The 15209-nt window shown below is 65.9% G+C and carries 7 protein-coding genes; 5 read left to right on the top strand and 2 right to left on the bottom strand.

Translation table 11 applies throughout. The features are described from left to right. Positions 1 to 12: 12 nt before the first annotated feature. A complete protein-coding gene (locus tag ACI1V7_RS19915) occupies positions 13 to 2925 on the bottom strand; it encodes an MGH1-like glycoside hydrolase domain-containing protein (protein WP_404533518.1) in 2913 nt (970 codons plus the stop codon). A gap of 82 nt (positions 2926 to 3007) precedes the next feature. After that, positions 3008 to 4918 (bottom strand): glycoside hydrolase family 13 protein, encoded by a 1911-nt coding sequence (locus ACI1V7_RS19910; RefSeq protein WP_404533517.1) that lies wholly within the window; start codon positions 4916 to 4918, stop codon positions 3008 to 3010. A 551-nt stretch (positions 4919 to 5469) separates the two neighbouring features. Here ACI1V7_RS19910 and ACI1V7_RS19905 point away from each other — a divergent pair. The 5 genes from ACI1V7_RS19905 to ACI1V7_RS19885 all read left to right on the top strand — a co-directional run bounded on the left by ACI1V7_RS19905 (position 5470) and on the right by ACI1V7_RS19885 (position 15133). After that, positions 5470 to 8277: a TonB-dependent receptor gene (locus ACI1V7_RS19905; RefSeq protein WP_404533516.1), complete on the top strand. Its 2808-nt coding sequence runs from the start codon at positions 5470 to 5472 to the stop codon at positions 8275 to 8277. Positions 8278 to 8351: 74 nt separating this feature from the next. Then, positions 8352 to 9860 (top strand): tryptophan halogenase family protein, encoded by a 1509-nt coding sequence (locus tag ACI1V7_RS19900; RefSeq protein WP_404533515.1) that lies wholly within the window; start codon positions 8352 to 8354, stop codon positions 9858 to 9860. A gap of 192 nt (positions 9861 to 10052) precedes the next feature. Continuing rightward, positions 10053 to 11837 (top strand): DEAD/DEAH box helicase, encoded by a 1785-nt coding sequence (locus ACI1V7_RS19895; protein ID WP_404533514.1) that lies wholly within the window; start codon positions 10053 to 10055, stop codon positions 11835 to 11837. A gap of 259 nt (positions 11838 to 12096) precedes the next feature. Then, positions 12097 to 13437, top strand: a complete 1341-nt coding sequence (locus ACI1V7_RS19890) for an MFS transporter (protein ID WP_404534154.1) — start codon at positions 12097 to 12099, stop codon at positions 13435 to 13437. A gap of 64 nt (positions 13438 to 13501) precedes the next feature. Beyond that, complete coding sequence (locus ACI1V7_RS19885) at positions 13502 to 15133, top strand: alpha-D-glucose phosphate-specific phosphoglucomutase (protein WP_404533513.1); 1632 nt, start codon at positions 13502 to 13504, stop codon at positions 15131 to 15133. Positions 15134 to 15209: the final 76 nt, after the last annotated feature.

Here is a 15209-nt window from a genome sequence, read left to right as displayed (position 1 = left end):
CATGCGCCGGCTTCAGCGCGTCTTCAGCAGGCGCACCCCGTAGATGTCGAAACGGTTGGATGGCCCCTCGACGCCGCCGGCCGCGCTGAACGTGCTGTTGCTCTGCAGGTAGCTCATGTTGTAGAAGTCGCTCATCCGGATGCGATAGGCCTGGCCCGCCTTCAGGCGCGCCGTCAACGGGGTCGAATACACGGTGGGCGTATTCGCCTTGTCGATGCGCGCATGGGGCAGCTGGATCACGCCGCCGGCGACGGTCCGGCCCGATGCATCCTCGAGCGCCAGCCATTTTACGCCACCGCTGATGCCCAGGTTCACCTGGTTGGCGCCGTTGTGGTAACGGACCTGGACGGCGTAGTCGCCGTCGCCGTCCACGCGCACGTCGTTCACCACGAAGCGGTCGTCCGGCTTGCCCCAGTTCGCCAGGTGCGGCTCGGCGAAGCGCGCGTTCGGTCCGGCCAGCGGCACGCTCGCGGACACGCGCTTGTCCGTCGCGGCGATCGACACGCCGGCATCGACGCAGCGCGGGATGCCGTGGTGGCTGTAGTTGTTCGACGCGGCGAACACGGCTTCGGCCGCATAGCAGGCCGTGGCGGGCGCGCCGCGGTCGGTCCAGCTGCCCGGCGCCAGCTTCGCGGCCACCAGCTTGCCGTCGCGGTACAGGTTGTAGGTGGCGGCGGGGCCCGCGGCTGCATCGATGGCGACCGTGTTGTCCTTGCCGCTGCGGTGCACGGCGGCGATGCGCGGCTCGCGCGGACCGAACACTGCCGGCGTCTCCTCGTACGGGTTCGCGTCGACGCGGCGGATGGCCGGGCTGCTCGTCACCAGCTTGCCCAGCACGACCTCGATGCGGCTGCCGTCCTTCAACCCGTCCCAGGCGATGGCGCCGGACGCCGGCTTGCCGTCGACGAGGATGCGTTCCACGGCGTAGTAGCCGTTGGTGCCGGCCGGGGCGGGCTGTGGCAGGCGCAGCGTCACGCTCAGCGTGCGGCCCTGCAGGCGCAGGTTGGCCAGGGTGGCGCGGTCGGTGTCCTTGAACACGCCGGCGCGCAGCTTCGCCGTGACGAACGGTTGCACGGCGATGCCATCGGCGGTGGTGGAGACGCCGAACACGTCGCGCACCACCATGCCCAGGTAGGCGCCCACAGACCACAGCTGGCGGCGCGAATTGATCACGGGGCCGATCAAGTTCGGATGCGCTTCGTCCAGCAGCACGGACTGGCCGGACAGCCATTCCAGGTTTTCCATGTTCGACATGTTCAGGGCCGCGCCGCGCATCAGGCTGTCGTAGGCGGCGTCGGCCACGGCCACGTTGCGGCCCATGATCGCCGCGCGCAGGCCGTAGCCCGTGACGAACGGCCACAGCGCGCGGTTGTGGTAGACCGGCATGTCGTATTGCTGCGGCCAGATCACGGGCGCGCCCATCGGGCCGTGCGGATAGCTGGCCAGGATGCGCCGCGCCCTGTCCGCGTCGGCGATGCCCGTCACGATGGCCAGCGACTGCCCGAGCCAGTCGAACTTGTGCAGCGGCGCCCCATCGAAATGGGCGGCCGTGAGGCTGCTGTACATGCCCGCGTCGTCCAGCCACAGGCGGTCGTTGATGGCGCGCTTCAGCTGCGCGGCCCAGGCTTCGTAGCGCGTGGCCTGGTCCTTGTGCCCCGCTTCGCGTGCCAGGGACGCCGCCACGCTCAAGGCCTTGTAGTGGCCGGCGTTGGTCGACAGCGCCTTGGCGCTCGCCATCGATGCCAGGTCGGACGGAATCCAGCTGGCGTAGCTCTGGTCGCGCCAGTCGAGGAAGGATTCCTCGCCCGTGTACAGGCCGGCCGCCTGGTCGAAGGCGGCGAGGCGGTCGTTCTCGATGGTATTGGTGAGCGCCTCCAGCGCGCGGGCCGCGAAGGTGCGGCGCTCCTGCGGCGCCAGGTTCTTCAGCACTTCCTCGGCCGCGAAGGCCCAGGTGATGCGGTCCGTGCTGACGGGCCAGCTGCCGCCGCTGCCCGTATCTTGTACGATCTGCACGCCGTTGCCGCTGCTCGCCACCTGCGGCGCCTTCGGCACGCTGGCGCGCCAGCCGGACAGCTTGAAATCCAGCGAATTACGGGCGCGCTGCGGGTCGAGCATGCCCAGGCCCAGGTCGACGGCATAGGACAGGTCGCGCGTCCACACGTAATGCCATTTCTCCCCCGTCTCGAAGCAGTCGCAGGGAATGGCGGCATTGCCGTTGTAGTTGCCGTCGCGGATTTCCTTGACGGAGTCTTCGCGCATCTCGCGCCCGGCCAGCGCGAACAGCGCGTCGAAGGCCAGGTTCCCGCTGCGCACGTAGGGCAGCGCCGCATCCTCGCCGTAGCTGCGGTATTGCGGACCGGGGTCGCGCAGCTGCATCGTGGTCGAATGCGCGTAGGTGCGCAGGCCCGCCTGGGCATCCTTCGTCGAGAAGCGCGCCGTTTCCTGTTTGCCGTCCCAGGTCGGGAACACGAGCGATGCTTCCACCGCCGCGCCCCGGTGCGGATCGGCGGCCGGGCCCTGCGACGGCGTCTCGATGCGCGTTACGCTCAGCACGGGCCTCTTCGGGTCGGAGACGTCGACGCGGAAGCGGTAGGTCGCCGTCTGCTTACTGAACAGGTAGTCCTCGGGACCGGCTTCGGTGGCCAGCGGATAGGCCTTGCCCAGCGCCACCGTCACGGCGGCCGATGGATCGGCGACCCATTCCGCGGCCCAGTCCTTGCTGCCGATCTTGAAGGCATGGTTGCCGGGGCTGACGAGGATGTCGGTTTCATAGACGCCCTTGCCCTTGTAGGCGAGGACGTTGTCGGTGCCCCAGCCGTTGAAGGCGCCGCGCACGTAGATGTCGTAGCGCAGCGGCGGCGCTTCGGCAGCGACGGCGGCGATGGATTGGGAGAAGAGGGCGAGGGCGATGAGTGATTTTTTCATGGCGTAGGGTGGGCACCACGTGCCCACCAGAACGTTTGCGGTGTGTTGGCGTTGCGGTGGGCACGTGGTGCCCACCCTACGATCAGATATCGAGGATGACGACGGAACCGGCCGGCAGCCTGATCTCGTCCTTCAGGTTGACGGTCTTGCCCGTCAGGACGTCGGTACCGGATGCCACGCCCGCCAGCATTTCGCGGAAGCGCTCGGCCTTCAGCGTCACGTCCTTCCTGTTCGCGTTCATCGCGACCATCACCTTCTTCGCGCCGTCATAGCGGAAGTACACATAGGTGTTCTGCTCGGGGCCGTAGTGCATCAGCTTCCCGTGGTGGATCACCGGCGTGTTCTTGCGCCAGTTGACCAGCTTGCGCACGAAGTCCTGCGCTTCCTTCTGGCGCGCCGTCAGGCCCTTGCCCGTGAAGGCGTCGATGCGGTCGCCGGCCCAGCCGCCCGGGAAGTCGTGGCGGTAGCTGTTGTCGTCGCGGACCTTGGTCTCGCTCGTCATGAGGATCTCGTCGCCCACGTAGAAGTGGGGGATGCGCGGCATCGTCATCAGGAACACGATGTCCATCTTGTAGCGGTCGTAGTCCTCGTTCACGACGCTGTAGATGCGCGCCATGTCGTGGTTGCCCTCGAACAGCACGAGGCGTTGCGGGTCCGGATACAGGTAGTCCAGCGACAGCGTCTCGTAGACGTTGCCGAAGATGTTCTCGCCCTTCTTGTCCGCAAGGGCGTCGCGCATCGCCTCCGTGAGGGGGAAGTCCATCAGGCTGGGCATGTGGCTCACGTAGCCGTCGAAGTTGACCTTGCCGCGCTGCCAGTGCGACACGACGGCCGGCAGCTTGCTCCACTCCTCTCCGACCATGTTCAGGTTCGGGTATTCGGCCATCAGGCGCTTCGTGAATTCGCTGAGGAAGGCGCCGTCGGAATAGCCGAAGGTGTCGATGCGCAGGCCCGACAGGCCGGCGTACTCGATCCACCAGATGTTGTTCTGGATGAGGTAGTTCGCCACCAGCGGGTTGGTCTGGTTCATGTCCGGCATCGTCGGCGCGAACCAGCCGGTGGTGAAGTTCTCCGCGTCCTCGCGGGACGCGTACGGGTCCTGCACGGCGGTGCGGTGGTGCATGGTCGGCACGAACTTGCCGTGGTTGACCCAGTCCGGCGTCGGCAGGTCCTTCATCCACCAGTGGTTCAGCCCGATGTGCGACAGCACCACGTCCTGGATCAGGCCGATGCCGTGCTGCTTCGCCGCGCGCGACAGGCGCTGGTAGTCCTCGTTGCTGCCGTAGCGCGGGTCGATCCGGTAGTGGTTCGTGGCGGCGTAGCCGTGGTACGACGCCGCCTTCATGTCGTTCTCGACCAGCGGGGTGGGCCACAGCTGGGTGAAGCCCAGGCCCGCGATGTAGTCGAGGTGGTCGATCATGCCCTGGATGTCGCCGCCGTGGCGGCCGTGGCCCAGCTTGCGATCGAGCTTGTCGGGCAGGCCCTCGACGCTGTCGTTGCGCGGGTCGCCGTTGGCGAAGCGGTCTGGCATCACCTGGTAGATCGCGTCCTTGGTGTCGAAGCCCTGGCGCTGCGCCGAACCGGCTTCGCGCGGCAGCAGGCGGTAGGTGTAGCTGGCGCTGCGGCCGGCAGCGGCACCCTGGCCACGCAGGTCGATGGCGAAGCTGCCCGGCTTGACGGTGGGCGCCAGTTCCAGGTCGATGAACAGGTAGTTGCGGTTGGCCACGCGCGTCACCTGGGTAATGCGCACGCCCGGATACTGGATGACCGGGTCCAGGTCGGCGATGGCGCGGCCGTGCACCATCAGCTGCAGGCGCTTGTCCTGCATGCCGGCCCACCAGAACGGCGGATCCATGTGGTCGATGGCGGTCGCCGCGGCGGCCGGGCCGGCGGCGGCGGGGGCCGTGGCAGGGTTCGCAGCGGGAGTCTGGGCGTGGGCGCAGGCGGCCAGGAAGGCGCTGCCGATCAGCAGCGTGGCAAGGGTCTTGTGCATCGAGGTCGGGTCTCCGGAGTATGCGGGCAGGGCGTCGAAGTAGCGTAACTACATCCAACGCGCGATGAAATTCAGGCTGGAAACATGCCCTTTTTCTATTATTGCCGCGAGAATACTACAGGGCGGGTAGGGGAGCAACGCTGGCTACAATCGTGCTTCTAGTTTTCCTACGCACGGTAGAAGGAGGAAAGCAAGGGATTGTCACTCCGTGCATCCATGTTCTGTAAATCTACTACGCGATTTCGCACCAAAATTGTGCAAAAACGAACAAAATTGGTGCTTGGAAAGCGGTTTGTAGTACGACTACAGTGTCTGTATGTCCAGTTTGTAGCTCGAATACAACGTAAAAGGGATATATTTTGTGAGTTTTCCGTAAAAAACCTACATTCAAGTAGTCCGAAGTAAGTCACGTTGACAGTGCATCTAGTTTTAGTACAGAATCCTTGACAGAACGTCTAATAGAACGTTTGCATCTGGCTCCCGTGTTGTTGGCTCTAGGGCAAACGTTTCGGGACAAAAAAACGAAGTTCTGTACGATTTTGAGGGGACACATGAACCTTTTCGCTAGCAAGCGCTCGGCGGGCTCCGTGCCGGCCCGCATCCGCACCGCCTTCCCGCTCAGCCCGGTAGCAGCCGGCTGCGCCGTCTTCATCGCCCTGGCCAGCCACGCGGCCTACGCGCAAGAAACCACCACCGACACCCCGGCCAACACGACCAATGCCAATACCCAGGCTGCCGCCGCCACCGGCGCCGCCAACAGCGGTGTGCAGACCGTCAAGGTGACCGGCATCCGCCGCGGCATCGAAGCTGCGATCTCGGTCAAGAAGAACAACGACTCCATCGTCGAGGCGATTTCCGCCGAAGACATCGGCAAGCTGCCGGACCAGTCGATCGCCGAATCGATCTCGCGCCTGCCGGGCCTGACCGCCCAGCGCGACGAGCACGGCAACGCGTCCGTGATCTCGATCCGCGGCATGTCGCCGGCCTTCTCGACCGGCCTGCTGAACGGCCGCGAGCAGGTATCCGTGGGCGACAACCGCAACGTCGAATTCGACCAGTACCCGGGCGAGATGCTGTCCGGCGTGGTGGTGTACAAGACCCCGGACGCCGGCCTGGTCGGCCAGGGCCTGTCGGGCACCATCGACATGCAGACCGTGCGTCCGCTGGACTTCAACAAGCGCACCGTCGCATTCAACTACCGTCGCGAAAAGAGCGGCCTGGGCATGGATTCGCATGGCCACGGCAATCGCACGACCTTCTCGTACATCGACCAGTTCGCGAACCGCCAGGTCGGTATCGCCTTCGGCTTCAGCCGCCTGCAGGGCGTGAGCGGCAACACCACGCGCTTCGGCTCGTGGGGCAACGGCACCACCACCTACAACGGCCAGACCGTCAACATCCCGTACACCGGCATGGAGGCGTTCACCGAGACCTATGCGCAGGAGCGCAACGGCCTGATGGGCGTGATCCAGTACCGCCCGAGCCGCGATTTCTCGAGCACCGTCGACCTGTTCTACTCGAAGTACGACCGCGACACCCGCACCCACGGCATCCAGCTGCCGCTGTCCGATGCGACCAACAACGCCTACGACCGTCCGGGCCAGCTGATCAACGCCACGCTGTCGGGCAATACCGTTACCTCGGGCCAGTTCAACAACGTGCGCGCCGTGCTGCGCAACGACGCCGTCAGCTTCAGCGACACCTCGAAGTCGATCGGCTGGAACAACAAGCTGAAACTGAACCAGGACTGGACCGCGAACCTCGACCTGTCGTTCAACTCGGCCGAACGCACCGGCACCAATATCGAGACCTACGGCAGCGGCACCGGCTTCGACACGGTCGGCTTCACGGCCGGCAGCCAGGCCTTCACCACCCGCGTCAACTACGCCGATCCGGCATCGGTCCGCCTGACCGACCCGCAGGGCTGGGGCGGCGCCGACATCCAGGCCGGCTACGTCAAGTTCCCGCACAACTACGACAAGCTGGGCGCGGTGCGCTTCGACCTGGTCCGCGACCTCGACAACCTGTGGGGCGTGTTCAGTAAGATCGATTTCGGCGCCAACGTCACCAACCGCTCGAAGACCCGCGACTACACGGAGAACCTGCTGTCGATCAAGGGCAGCACCAGCCCGTTCGCCACGGCGGCCTTCCCGTCGGGTTCCGGCGCCGCGCTGGCAGGTACCAGCGGCATCAGCATGCTGACCTTCGACCCGATCGCCAACCTGAATTCGGTGTACGACCTGAAGGCCAAGCTGCACCCGGACATCTACAACAAGGACTGGGTCGTCAAGGAAAAGGTGTCGACCGCGTTCGCCAAGCTGAACATCGATTCGCAGATCGGCCCGATGCCGGTGCGCGGCGCCCTGGGCCTGCAGCTGGTCCACACCCAGCAGGAATCGACGGCGTTCTCCGTGGATGAAAACGGCGGCGCCAACGAAAACACCCGTCCGACCGGCAACTACACGGATGGCACCAGCTACAACGACGTGCTGCCGAGCCTGAACCTGATCGGCGACCTGGGTCATCAGCAATCGCTGCGCCTGTCGCTGGCCAAGATCATGGCGCGTCCGAACCTGAACGACATGCGTGCCTCGAGCAGCTTCTCCTTCGACCAGACGCGCGGCCAGTTCACCGGCGACGGCGGCAACCCGCAGCTGAAGCCGTTCCGCGCGAAGTCGATCGACCTGGCGTACGAGAAGTACTGGGAAAGCAAGGCCTACGTGAGCGCCGCGCTGTTCTACAAGAAGCTCGACACCTACATCGTCAACGCCGGCCGCACCTTCGACTTCAGCCCGCTGCTGCTGCCGACCTCGTACCAGGCGCCGTCGAACGTCGGTATCTACACCTCGCCGGTGAACGGTTCGGGCGGTAATATCAAGGGCGTGGAACTGGCAGCGTCGATGCCGTTCAACCTGATCACCCGTTACCTGGACGGTTTCGGCGTCGTCGCCAACGTGGCCCAGAACAGCAGCAAGGTGTCGCTGCCGGATACCACCAACGGCGGTTCGGGCTCCATGATGCTGCCGGGCCTGTCGAAGCGCGCCGCCAGCCTGACCGTGTACTACGAGAAGAACGGCTTCTCGGCGCGTGCGGCGGAACGCTACCGTTCGGACTTCATCGGCGAAGTGTCGACCAACACGGGCGACCGCGAGCTGACCTACTTCCAGGGCGACAAGGTCGTCGACCTGCAGTTCGGCTACGAGTTCCAGACCGGCGCGATGAAGGGCCTGTCGCTGCTGCTCGAGATGAACAACGTCAACGACGCGCCGTACATGCGCTATCGTAAGACCAAGGACAACGTCATCGAGGACAAGCGCTTCGGCCGTACCGTGATGATCGGTCTGAACTACAAGCTGTAATCCTGTTGGCTTGAACCGACAAGAGCCCCTCTCCCGTATCGGGAAGAGGGGCTTTTTTGTATCCTGTGAAGACCATGACAGAAAACCCCATCAAGACCATCGTGATCGTTGGCGGCGGCACCGCCGGCTGGATGGCGGCCGCCGCGCTTTCCCGCCTGCTGCAGGGCCGCTATGCGATCCGGCTCGTCGAATCGGACGAGATCTCCACCGTCGGCGTCGGCGAATCGACGATCCCGATGATCCGCCTGTTCAACAGCGTGCTCGGCATCAACGAGGACGAGTTCGTGCGCGAGACCAAGGCCACGTTCAAGCTCGGCATCGAGTTCGAGGACTGGGGGCACATCGGCGAGCGCTACATGCACGGCTTCGGCAAGTTCGGCCAGGACCGCGGCACCGTCGACTTCTTCCAGTACTGGCTGCGCGCCCACCTGGCCGGCCAGGCGCCGGACCTGGAGCGCTACTCGATCAACCGCATGGCGGCGCACGCGTCCAAGTTCATGCGGCCGACGAACGAGGTCGCGAACTCGCCGCTGGCCGACATCGTGTATGCCTTCCACCTGGATGCGGGCCTCTACGCGCGCTACCTGCGCAAGTACGCGGAGGCGCACGGCGTCGTGCGTACCGAAGGCAGGATCGTCGACGTGCGGCGCCGGCCGCTGGACGGGTTCATCGACGCCGTCGTGCTGCAGAGCGGCGAGGCGGTGCGGGGCGAATTGTTCCTCGACTGTTCGGGTTTCCGCGGGCTGCTGATCGAGCAGACGCTGATGACGGGCTTCGAGGACTGGAGCCACTGGCTGCCGTGCGACCGCGCCTGGGCCGTGCCGTGCGAGCTGGCGTCCGACCTGCTGCCGTACACCCGCGCCAGCGCGCGCCCGGCCGGCTGGCAGTGGCGCATCGGCCTGCAGCACCGCACCGGCAACGGCCACGTGTATTCCAGCCGCCACATGAGCGATGACGAAGCGGCGTCCATCCTGATGAAGAGCCTGGACGGCAAGCCGCTGGCCGACCCCAAGCTGCTGCGCTTCACGGCGGGCCGCCGCCGCAAGACCTGGAACAAGAACGTGGTGGCCGTCGGCCTGTCCTCGGGTTTCCTGGAACCGCTGGAATCGACGTCGATCTACCTGATCCAGTCGAGCCTGCAGCGCCTCGTGAGCCTGTTCCCGGACCAGGGGTTCGACCAGGCCGACATCGACGAGTACAACCGCCAGAGCGACTTCGAGATCGAGCGCATCCGCGACTTCATCATCCTGCACTACCACGCGACCCGGCGCGACGACACGCCGTTCTGGGACCACGTGCGCACGATGGAGATCCCGGAAACGCTGCGCCGCAAGATGGCCCTGTACCGCAGCCACGGCCGCGTTGTGCGGGAAAACAACGAATTGTTCACGGAGATCGGCTGGCAGCAGGTGCTGCACGGGCAGGGCGTCCGCCCGCGCGCGGCGCATCCGCTAGCGGGGCTGATGGACGATGCGGAGCTCGACGGCTTCCTCGGCAATATCGAGCGGGTGGTGGGCAAGTGCGTGGAGGTGATGCCGTCGCATGGGGATTTCATTGCGGCGATTGCGCGCGCCGGCAAGTAATTCCGTACGCTGAACCGTCGCCCTGCGCAGGCAGGGGCCCAATGTGGCGCGCATGGCTGCGTCACGAAATTGGGGCCCTGCCTGCGCAGGGGCGACGTGGTGGTTGGGCAAGAAAATCAAATAATCAGGGCCTCACCCCCGCAACAGAGTAAACTGCAGGTTTGCTTTCGATTTTCTAAGAGATTTTCTTCCATGCTTGACACCCCGCTCCAGACGTTTGCCGACCTGAATATCCCCGCGCCCATCCTCAAGGCGCTCAAGGATGTCGGCTACGAAACCCCGTCGCCCATCCAGGCGGCCACCATTCCGCTGCTGATGGAGGGACGCGACGTGCTGGGGCAGGCACAGACCGGTACCGGCAAGACCGCGGCCTTCGCCCTGCCGGCGCTGTCCAACGTCGACGTCAAGAACCCGGCCGTGCAGGTGCTCGTGCTGGCGCCCACGCGCGAGCTGGCGATCCAGGTCGCCGAAGCCTTCCAGAGCTATGCGGCGCACATGAAGAACTTCCACGTGCTGCCGATCTACGGTGGCCAGAGCTACGGTCCGCAGCTGTCGGCGCTGCGCCGCGGCGTGCAGGTCGTCGTCGGCACGCCGGGCCGCGTGATCGACCACATCGAGAAGGGCTCGCTCGACCTGTCGCAGCTGAAGACGCTGGTGCTGGACGAGGCCGACGAAATGCTGCGCATGGGCTTCATCGACGACGTCGAGCACATCCTGCAGCAGACGCCGGAAGGCCGCCAGACCGCGCTGTTCTCGGCCACCATGCCGGCGCAGATCAAGCGCATCGCCAAGACCTACCTGAACGAGCCGAGCGAAGTGACCGTGGCGGCCAAGACCACGACGGCGACCAACATCACGCAGCGCTACTGGCTCGTGGCCGGCATGCAGAAGCTCGATGCGCTGACCCGCATCCTGGAAGCCGAGCCGTTCGACGGCATGATCATCTTCGCGCGCACCAAGCTGGGCACCGAGGAACTCGCGGCCAAGCTGCAGGCGCGCGGCTTCGCGGCCGCCGCCATCAACGGCGACATGGCCCAGCAACAGCGCGAGCGCACCATCGAGCAGCTCAAGAACGGCAAGATCGACATCCTGGTCGCCACCGACGTCGCCGCCCGCGGCCTGGACGTCGAGCGCATCAGCCACGTGATCAACTACGACGTGCCGTCGGACCCGGAAAGCTATACCCACCGCATCGGCCGTACCGGCCGCGCGGGACGCAGCGGCGACGCGATCCTGTTCGTCACGCCGCGCGAGCGTGGCCTGCTGAAGGCCATCGAGCGCGCCACGCGCCAGCCGGTGGCGCCGCTGTCGCTGCCGACCATCAAGGTCGTCAACGAGGTGCGCATCACCCGTTTCAAGGAGCAGATCGGCCAGGCGCTGGCCGCCGGTGGCCTGGACGTGTTCCGCGCGCTGGTCGAGGAATACGAGCGCGAACAGAACGTGCCGGCGATCGACATCGCCGCCGCGCTGGCCAAGCTGTACCGCGGCGACGAGCCGCTGCTGCTGGAAAAGCCGGACCGCGAGCCGAAGGTCGCGGAGTGGAAGGAGCGCGAATTTGACCGTGATGCACGCCCGGCCCGCGCCGGCCGCGAATCGTTCGGCGACGACCGTCCGCCGCGCGCCCCGCGCGAACCGGGCTTCAAGAAGGAACGCGTGCAGCGCGATCCGGAGCCGGGCATGGCCACCTACCGCATCGAGGTAGGTCACTACCATGGCGTCAAGCCGGGCAATATCGTGGGCGCCATCGCCAACGAGGGCGGCGTGGCATCGAAGTCGATCGGCCGCATCGAGATCTACGACGACTACAGCACGCTGGACATGCCGGCCGACCTGCCGCAGGACCTGATCGACCACCTCAAGAAGGTGTGGGTCGCGGGCCAGCAGATGCAGATGACGCGCGACGGCGAACCGCTGCCGGAAAAGAAGCCGGCGGCCAAGAAGCGCTTCGGCGACAAGAAGCCCTATAAAAAAGGCTGATGCATCGAGGACGCCATGGTGGGCATGTAATGCCCACCCTACGGTGCTGCGGGCGCCATGTGCATTGTTCATGCGCTCCGTAGGGTGGGCACCCCGTGCCCACCATGTGCCGCCAATTACCTGTTGTTTAACTACATGCAGCACCTCGGCGGCATGATTTGTAAGGTGTTGTCCAGATTGACACTCATCCGTCCCCATGTTACTTTGCTACATGGTTAGCCTGGCACCAGTCCGGGCAGGTTAGGGGACACGGATGGAAATGAATATCAACTCGCTCAAGCCGCGCCTGTCGTTCTGGCAGCTGTGGAACATGAGCTTCGGCTTCTTCGGCATCCAGTTCGGCTTCGCGCTGCAGAACGCCAATACCAGCCGCATCTTCGCCACGCTCGGCGCCTCTCCCGACGACCTGCCGCTGTTCTGGCTCGCCGCGCCCGTCACGGGCCTGCTGGTGCAGCCGGTGATCGGCTACCTCAGCGACAATACCTGGCACCCGACCTGGGGCCGCCGCCGTCCCTTCTTCTTCCTCGGCGCGATCTTTGCCGCGCTGGCGCTGTTCCTGATGCCCAATTCCGCCGCCGTGTGGATGGCCGTGGCCGTGCTGTGGATGATGGATGCCGCCATCAACGTGTCGATGGAGCCGTTCCGCGCCTTCGTCGGCGACAAGCTCGACGCCTCGCAGCAGACGGCCGGCTATGCGATGCAGACCTTCTTCATCGGCTGCGGCGCCGTCATCGCCTCGCTGCTGCCCACCATCTTCTCCGAATGGCTGGGCGTGTCGAACGTGCCGGTCGACGGCAGCATTCCCGACACCGTGCGCTACTCGTTCTACATCGGCGCCCTGGTCTTCCTGGCCGCAGTCAGCTGGACCGTGTTCACGGCCGACGAACTGCCGCCGCCGGACATGGAGCGCTTCAGCGCGCAGAAGAAAGAGGCGCGCAACTTCGGCGTGGCGCTGCGCGAGATCGTCGGCGGCTTCGGCCAGATGCCCAAGACGATGGTGCAGCTCGCGTTCGTCCAGTTCTTCACCTGGATCGCGCTGTTCGCGCTGTGGATCTATACCGGTACGGCGATCGCCGACAACGTCTACGGCACCGTCGATGCGCAATCGGCCGCCTACCAGGAGGCGGGCAATATGGTCGGCATCATGTTCGCCGTGTACAACGGCGTCTCGGCGCTGGCCGCCTTCATCCTGCCGATCCTGGCGCGCGCCACCAGCCGCAAGGCCTGCCACGCCGTGTGCCTGGCCATCGGCGGCCTGTCGCTGGCGAGCCTGTTCTTCATCACCGACAAGGGCCTCTTGATGCTGCCGATGATCGGCGTGGGCATCGCCTGGGCCAGCATCCTCACCATGCCCTACGCGATCCTGGCCGGTGCGCTGCCCGCCAACCGCATGGGCTACTACATGGGCCTGTTCAACTTCTTCGTCGTGATCCCGCAGATCGTCAGCGGCCTGCTGCTCGGCTTCTTCACCAAGCACCTGTTCGGCGGCCACGCCGTGCAGACGCTGGTGCTGGGCGGCGCCTGCATGCTGCTGGCGGCGGTATTGACGCTGTCCGTGACGGACAAGGCCAATCCCAGCGGGACCGCGGTGCGCCACTAAATCCGCTCCTGTCGTATCGTAATGGTTTGACAACAAACCAACGACCCCGATCCAGGAGCGATTCATGACGATACAGACGATAGCGACCACGCCCTTCGCCGGCCAGCGGCCCGGCACCTCGGGGCTGCGCAAGAAGGTGACGGAGTTCCAGCAGCCCGGCTACCTGGAGAACTTCGTCGAGGCGATCTTCCTGACGCTGGGCGATTGCGCTGGCCGCACGCTGGTGCTCGGCGGCGACGGCCGCTACTTCAACCGCCAGGCGATCCAGACCATCCTGCGCATGGCCGCCGCCCACGGCGTGGCGAAGATCCTCGTCGGCCGCGGCGGCATCCTGTCCACGCCGGCCGTCAGCTGCGTGATCCGCAAGCACGGCGCCTTCGGCGGCATCGTGCTCTCCGCCAGCCACAATCCCGGCGGCCCGGACGGCGACTTCGGCATCAAGTACAACATCGGCAACGGCGGCCCGGCCCCCGAGAAGATCACCGAGGCCATCTTCGAGCATACGAAGTCCCTGTCGTCCTACCGCATCAGCGATGCCGGTCCCGTCGACCTGGACGCCATCGGCGCCAGCCGCATCGAGGCCATGGACGTCGAGGTGATCGACCCGGTGGCCGACTATGCGGAACTGATGGGCCGCCTGTTCGACTTCGACGCCATCCGCGCCCTGTTCGCGGGCGGCTTCACGATGCGCTTCGACGGCATGAGCGCCGTCTCCGGCCCGTATGCCAAGGCGATCATCGAAGGCATGCTGGGCGCGCCCGCCGGCACCGTCGTCAACGCCGAGCCGCGCGAGGATTTCGGCGGCCACCATCCGGACCCGAACCCCGTCAACGCGGCCGAGCTGATCGCGCTGATGGACGGCCCCGACGCGCCCGACTTCGGCGCCGCCTCCGACGGCGACGGCGACCGCAACATGATCGTCGGCCGCAAGCTGGCCGTGTCGCCATCCGACAGCCTCGCGATCATCGCGGCCAACGCCACCGTGGCGCCGGGCTACCGCGCCGGCATCAAGGGCATCGCGCGCTCGATGCCGACGTCCCAGGCGGCCGACCGCGTGGCCGCCGCGCTGGGCGTGGCCTGCTTCGAGACCCCGACCGGCTGGAAATACTTCGGCAACCTGCTGGACGCCGGCCTGGCCACGCTGTGCGGCGAAGAAAGCTACGGCACGGGCTCCGACCACATCCGCGAGAAGGATGGCCTGTGGGCCGTGCTGTTCTGGCTGAACCTGCTGGCCGCGAGCGGCAAGTCCGTCAACCAGATCGTCGAGGAACACTGGGCCCGCTTCGGCCGCAACTATTACTCGCGCCACGATTACGAAGCCGTCGATGCCGGCGCGGCGGAAGCCATGATGCAGGCGCTGCGCGACCAGCTCGATACGCTGGCGGGCCGCCAGTTCGGCGCATTCCGCGTGCAGCAGGCCGACGATTTCGCCTATACCGACCCGGTCGACCAGTTGGTGTCGAGCCGCCAGGGCATCCGCATCGTGATGACGGACGGCTCGCGCATCGTGCTGCGCCTGTCCGGCACCGGCACCGAGGGCGCCACCGTACGCCTGTACCTGGAACGCTACGAGGCCGACGCATCGCGCCACGGCCTCGCGACGCAGGAGGCGCTGGCGCCGCTGATCGACATCGCGGAGCAGGTGTCGCAGCTGAAGCAGCGCACGGGACGCGAGCAGCCGAGCGTGGTCACGTAATGCACATCCACCGCCGTCGCCCCTGCGCAGGCAGGGGCCTAATTTCTCGTCCGGATCCGGAGAAATTGGGTCCCTG

Origin of the sequence: Massilia paldalensis (genome assembly GCF_044901715.1) — a bacterium.
Lineage (GTDB): Bacteria > Pseudomonadota > Gammaproteobacteria > Burkholderiales > Burkholderiaceae_D > Telluria > Telluria paldalensis.
This window is presented reverse-complemented; position numbering and strand designations above follow the sequence as displayed.

Bases quoted from the DNA above. Each gene is read 5' to 3' on its own strand.
- ACI1V7_RS19915 (WP_404533518.1), bottom strand. From the start codon at position 2,925: ATGAAAAAATCACTCATCGCCCTCGCCCTCTTCTCCCAATCCATCGCC.
- ACI1V7_RS19910 (WP_404533517.1), bottom strand. From the start codon at position 4,918: ATGCACAAGACCCTTGCCACGCTGCTGATCGGCAGCGCCTTCCTGGCC.
- ACI1V7_RS19905 (WP_404533516.1), top strand. From the start codon at position 5,470: ATGAACCTTTTCGCTAGCAAGCGCTCGGCGGGCTCCGTGCCGGCCCGC.
- ACI1V7_RS19900 (WP_404533515.1), top strand. From the start codon at position 8,352: ATGACAGAAAACCCCATCAAGACCATCGTGATCGTTGGCGGCGGCACC.
- ACI1V7_RS19895 (WP_404533514.1), top strand. From the start codon at position 10,053: ATGCTTGACACCCCGCTCCAGACGTTTGCCGACCTGAATATCCCCGCG.
- ACI1V7_RS19890 (WP_404534154.1), top strand. From the start codon at position 12,097: ATGAATATCAACTCGCTCAAGCCGCGCCTGTCGTTCTGGCAGCTGTGG.
- ACI1V7_RS19885 (WP_404533513.1), top strand. From the start codon at position 13,502: ATGACGATACAGACGATAGCGACCACGCCCTTCGCCGGCCAGCGGCCC.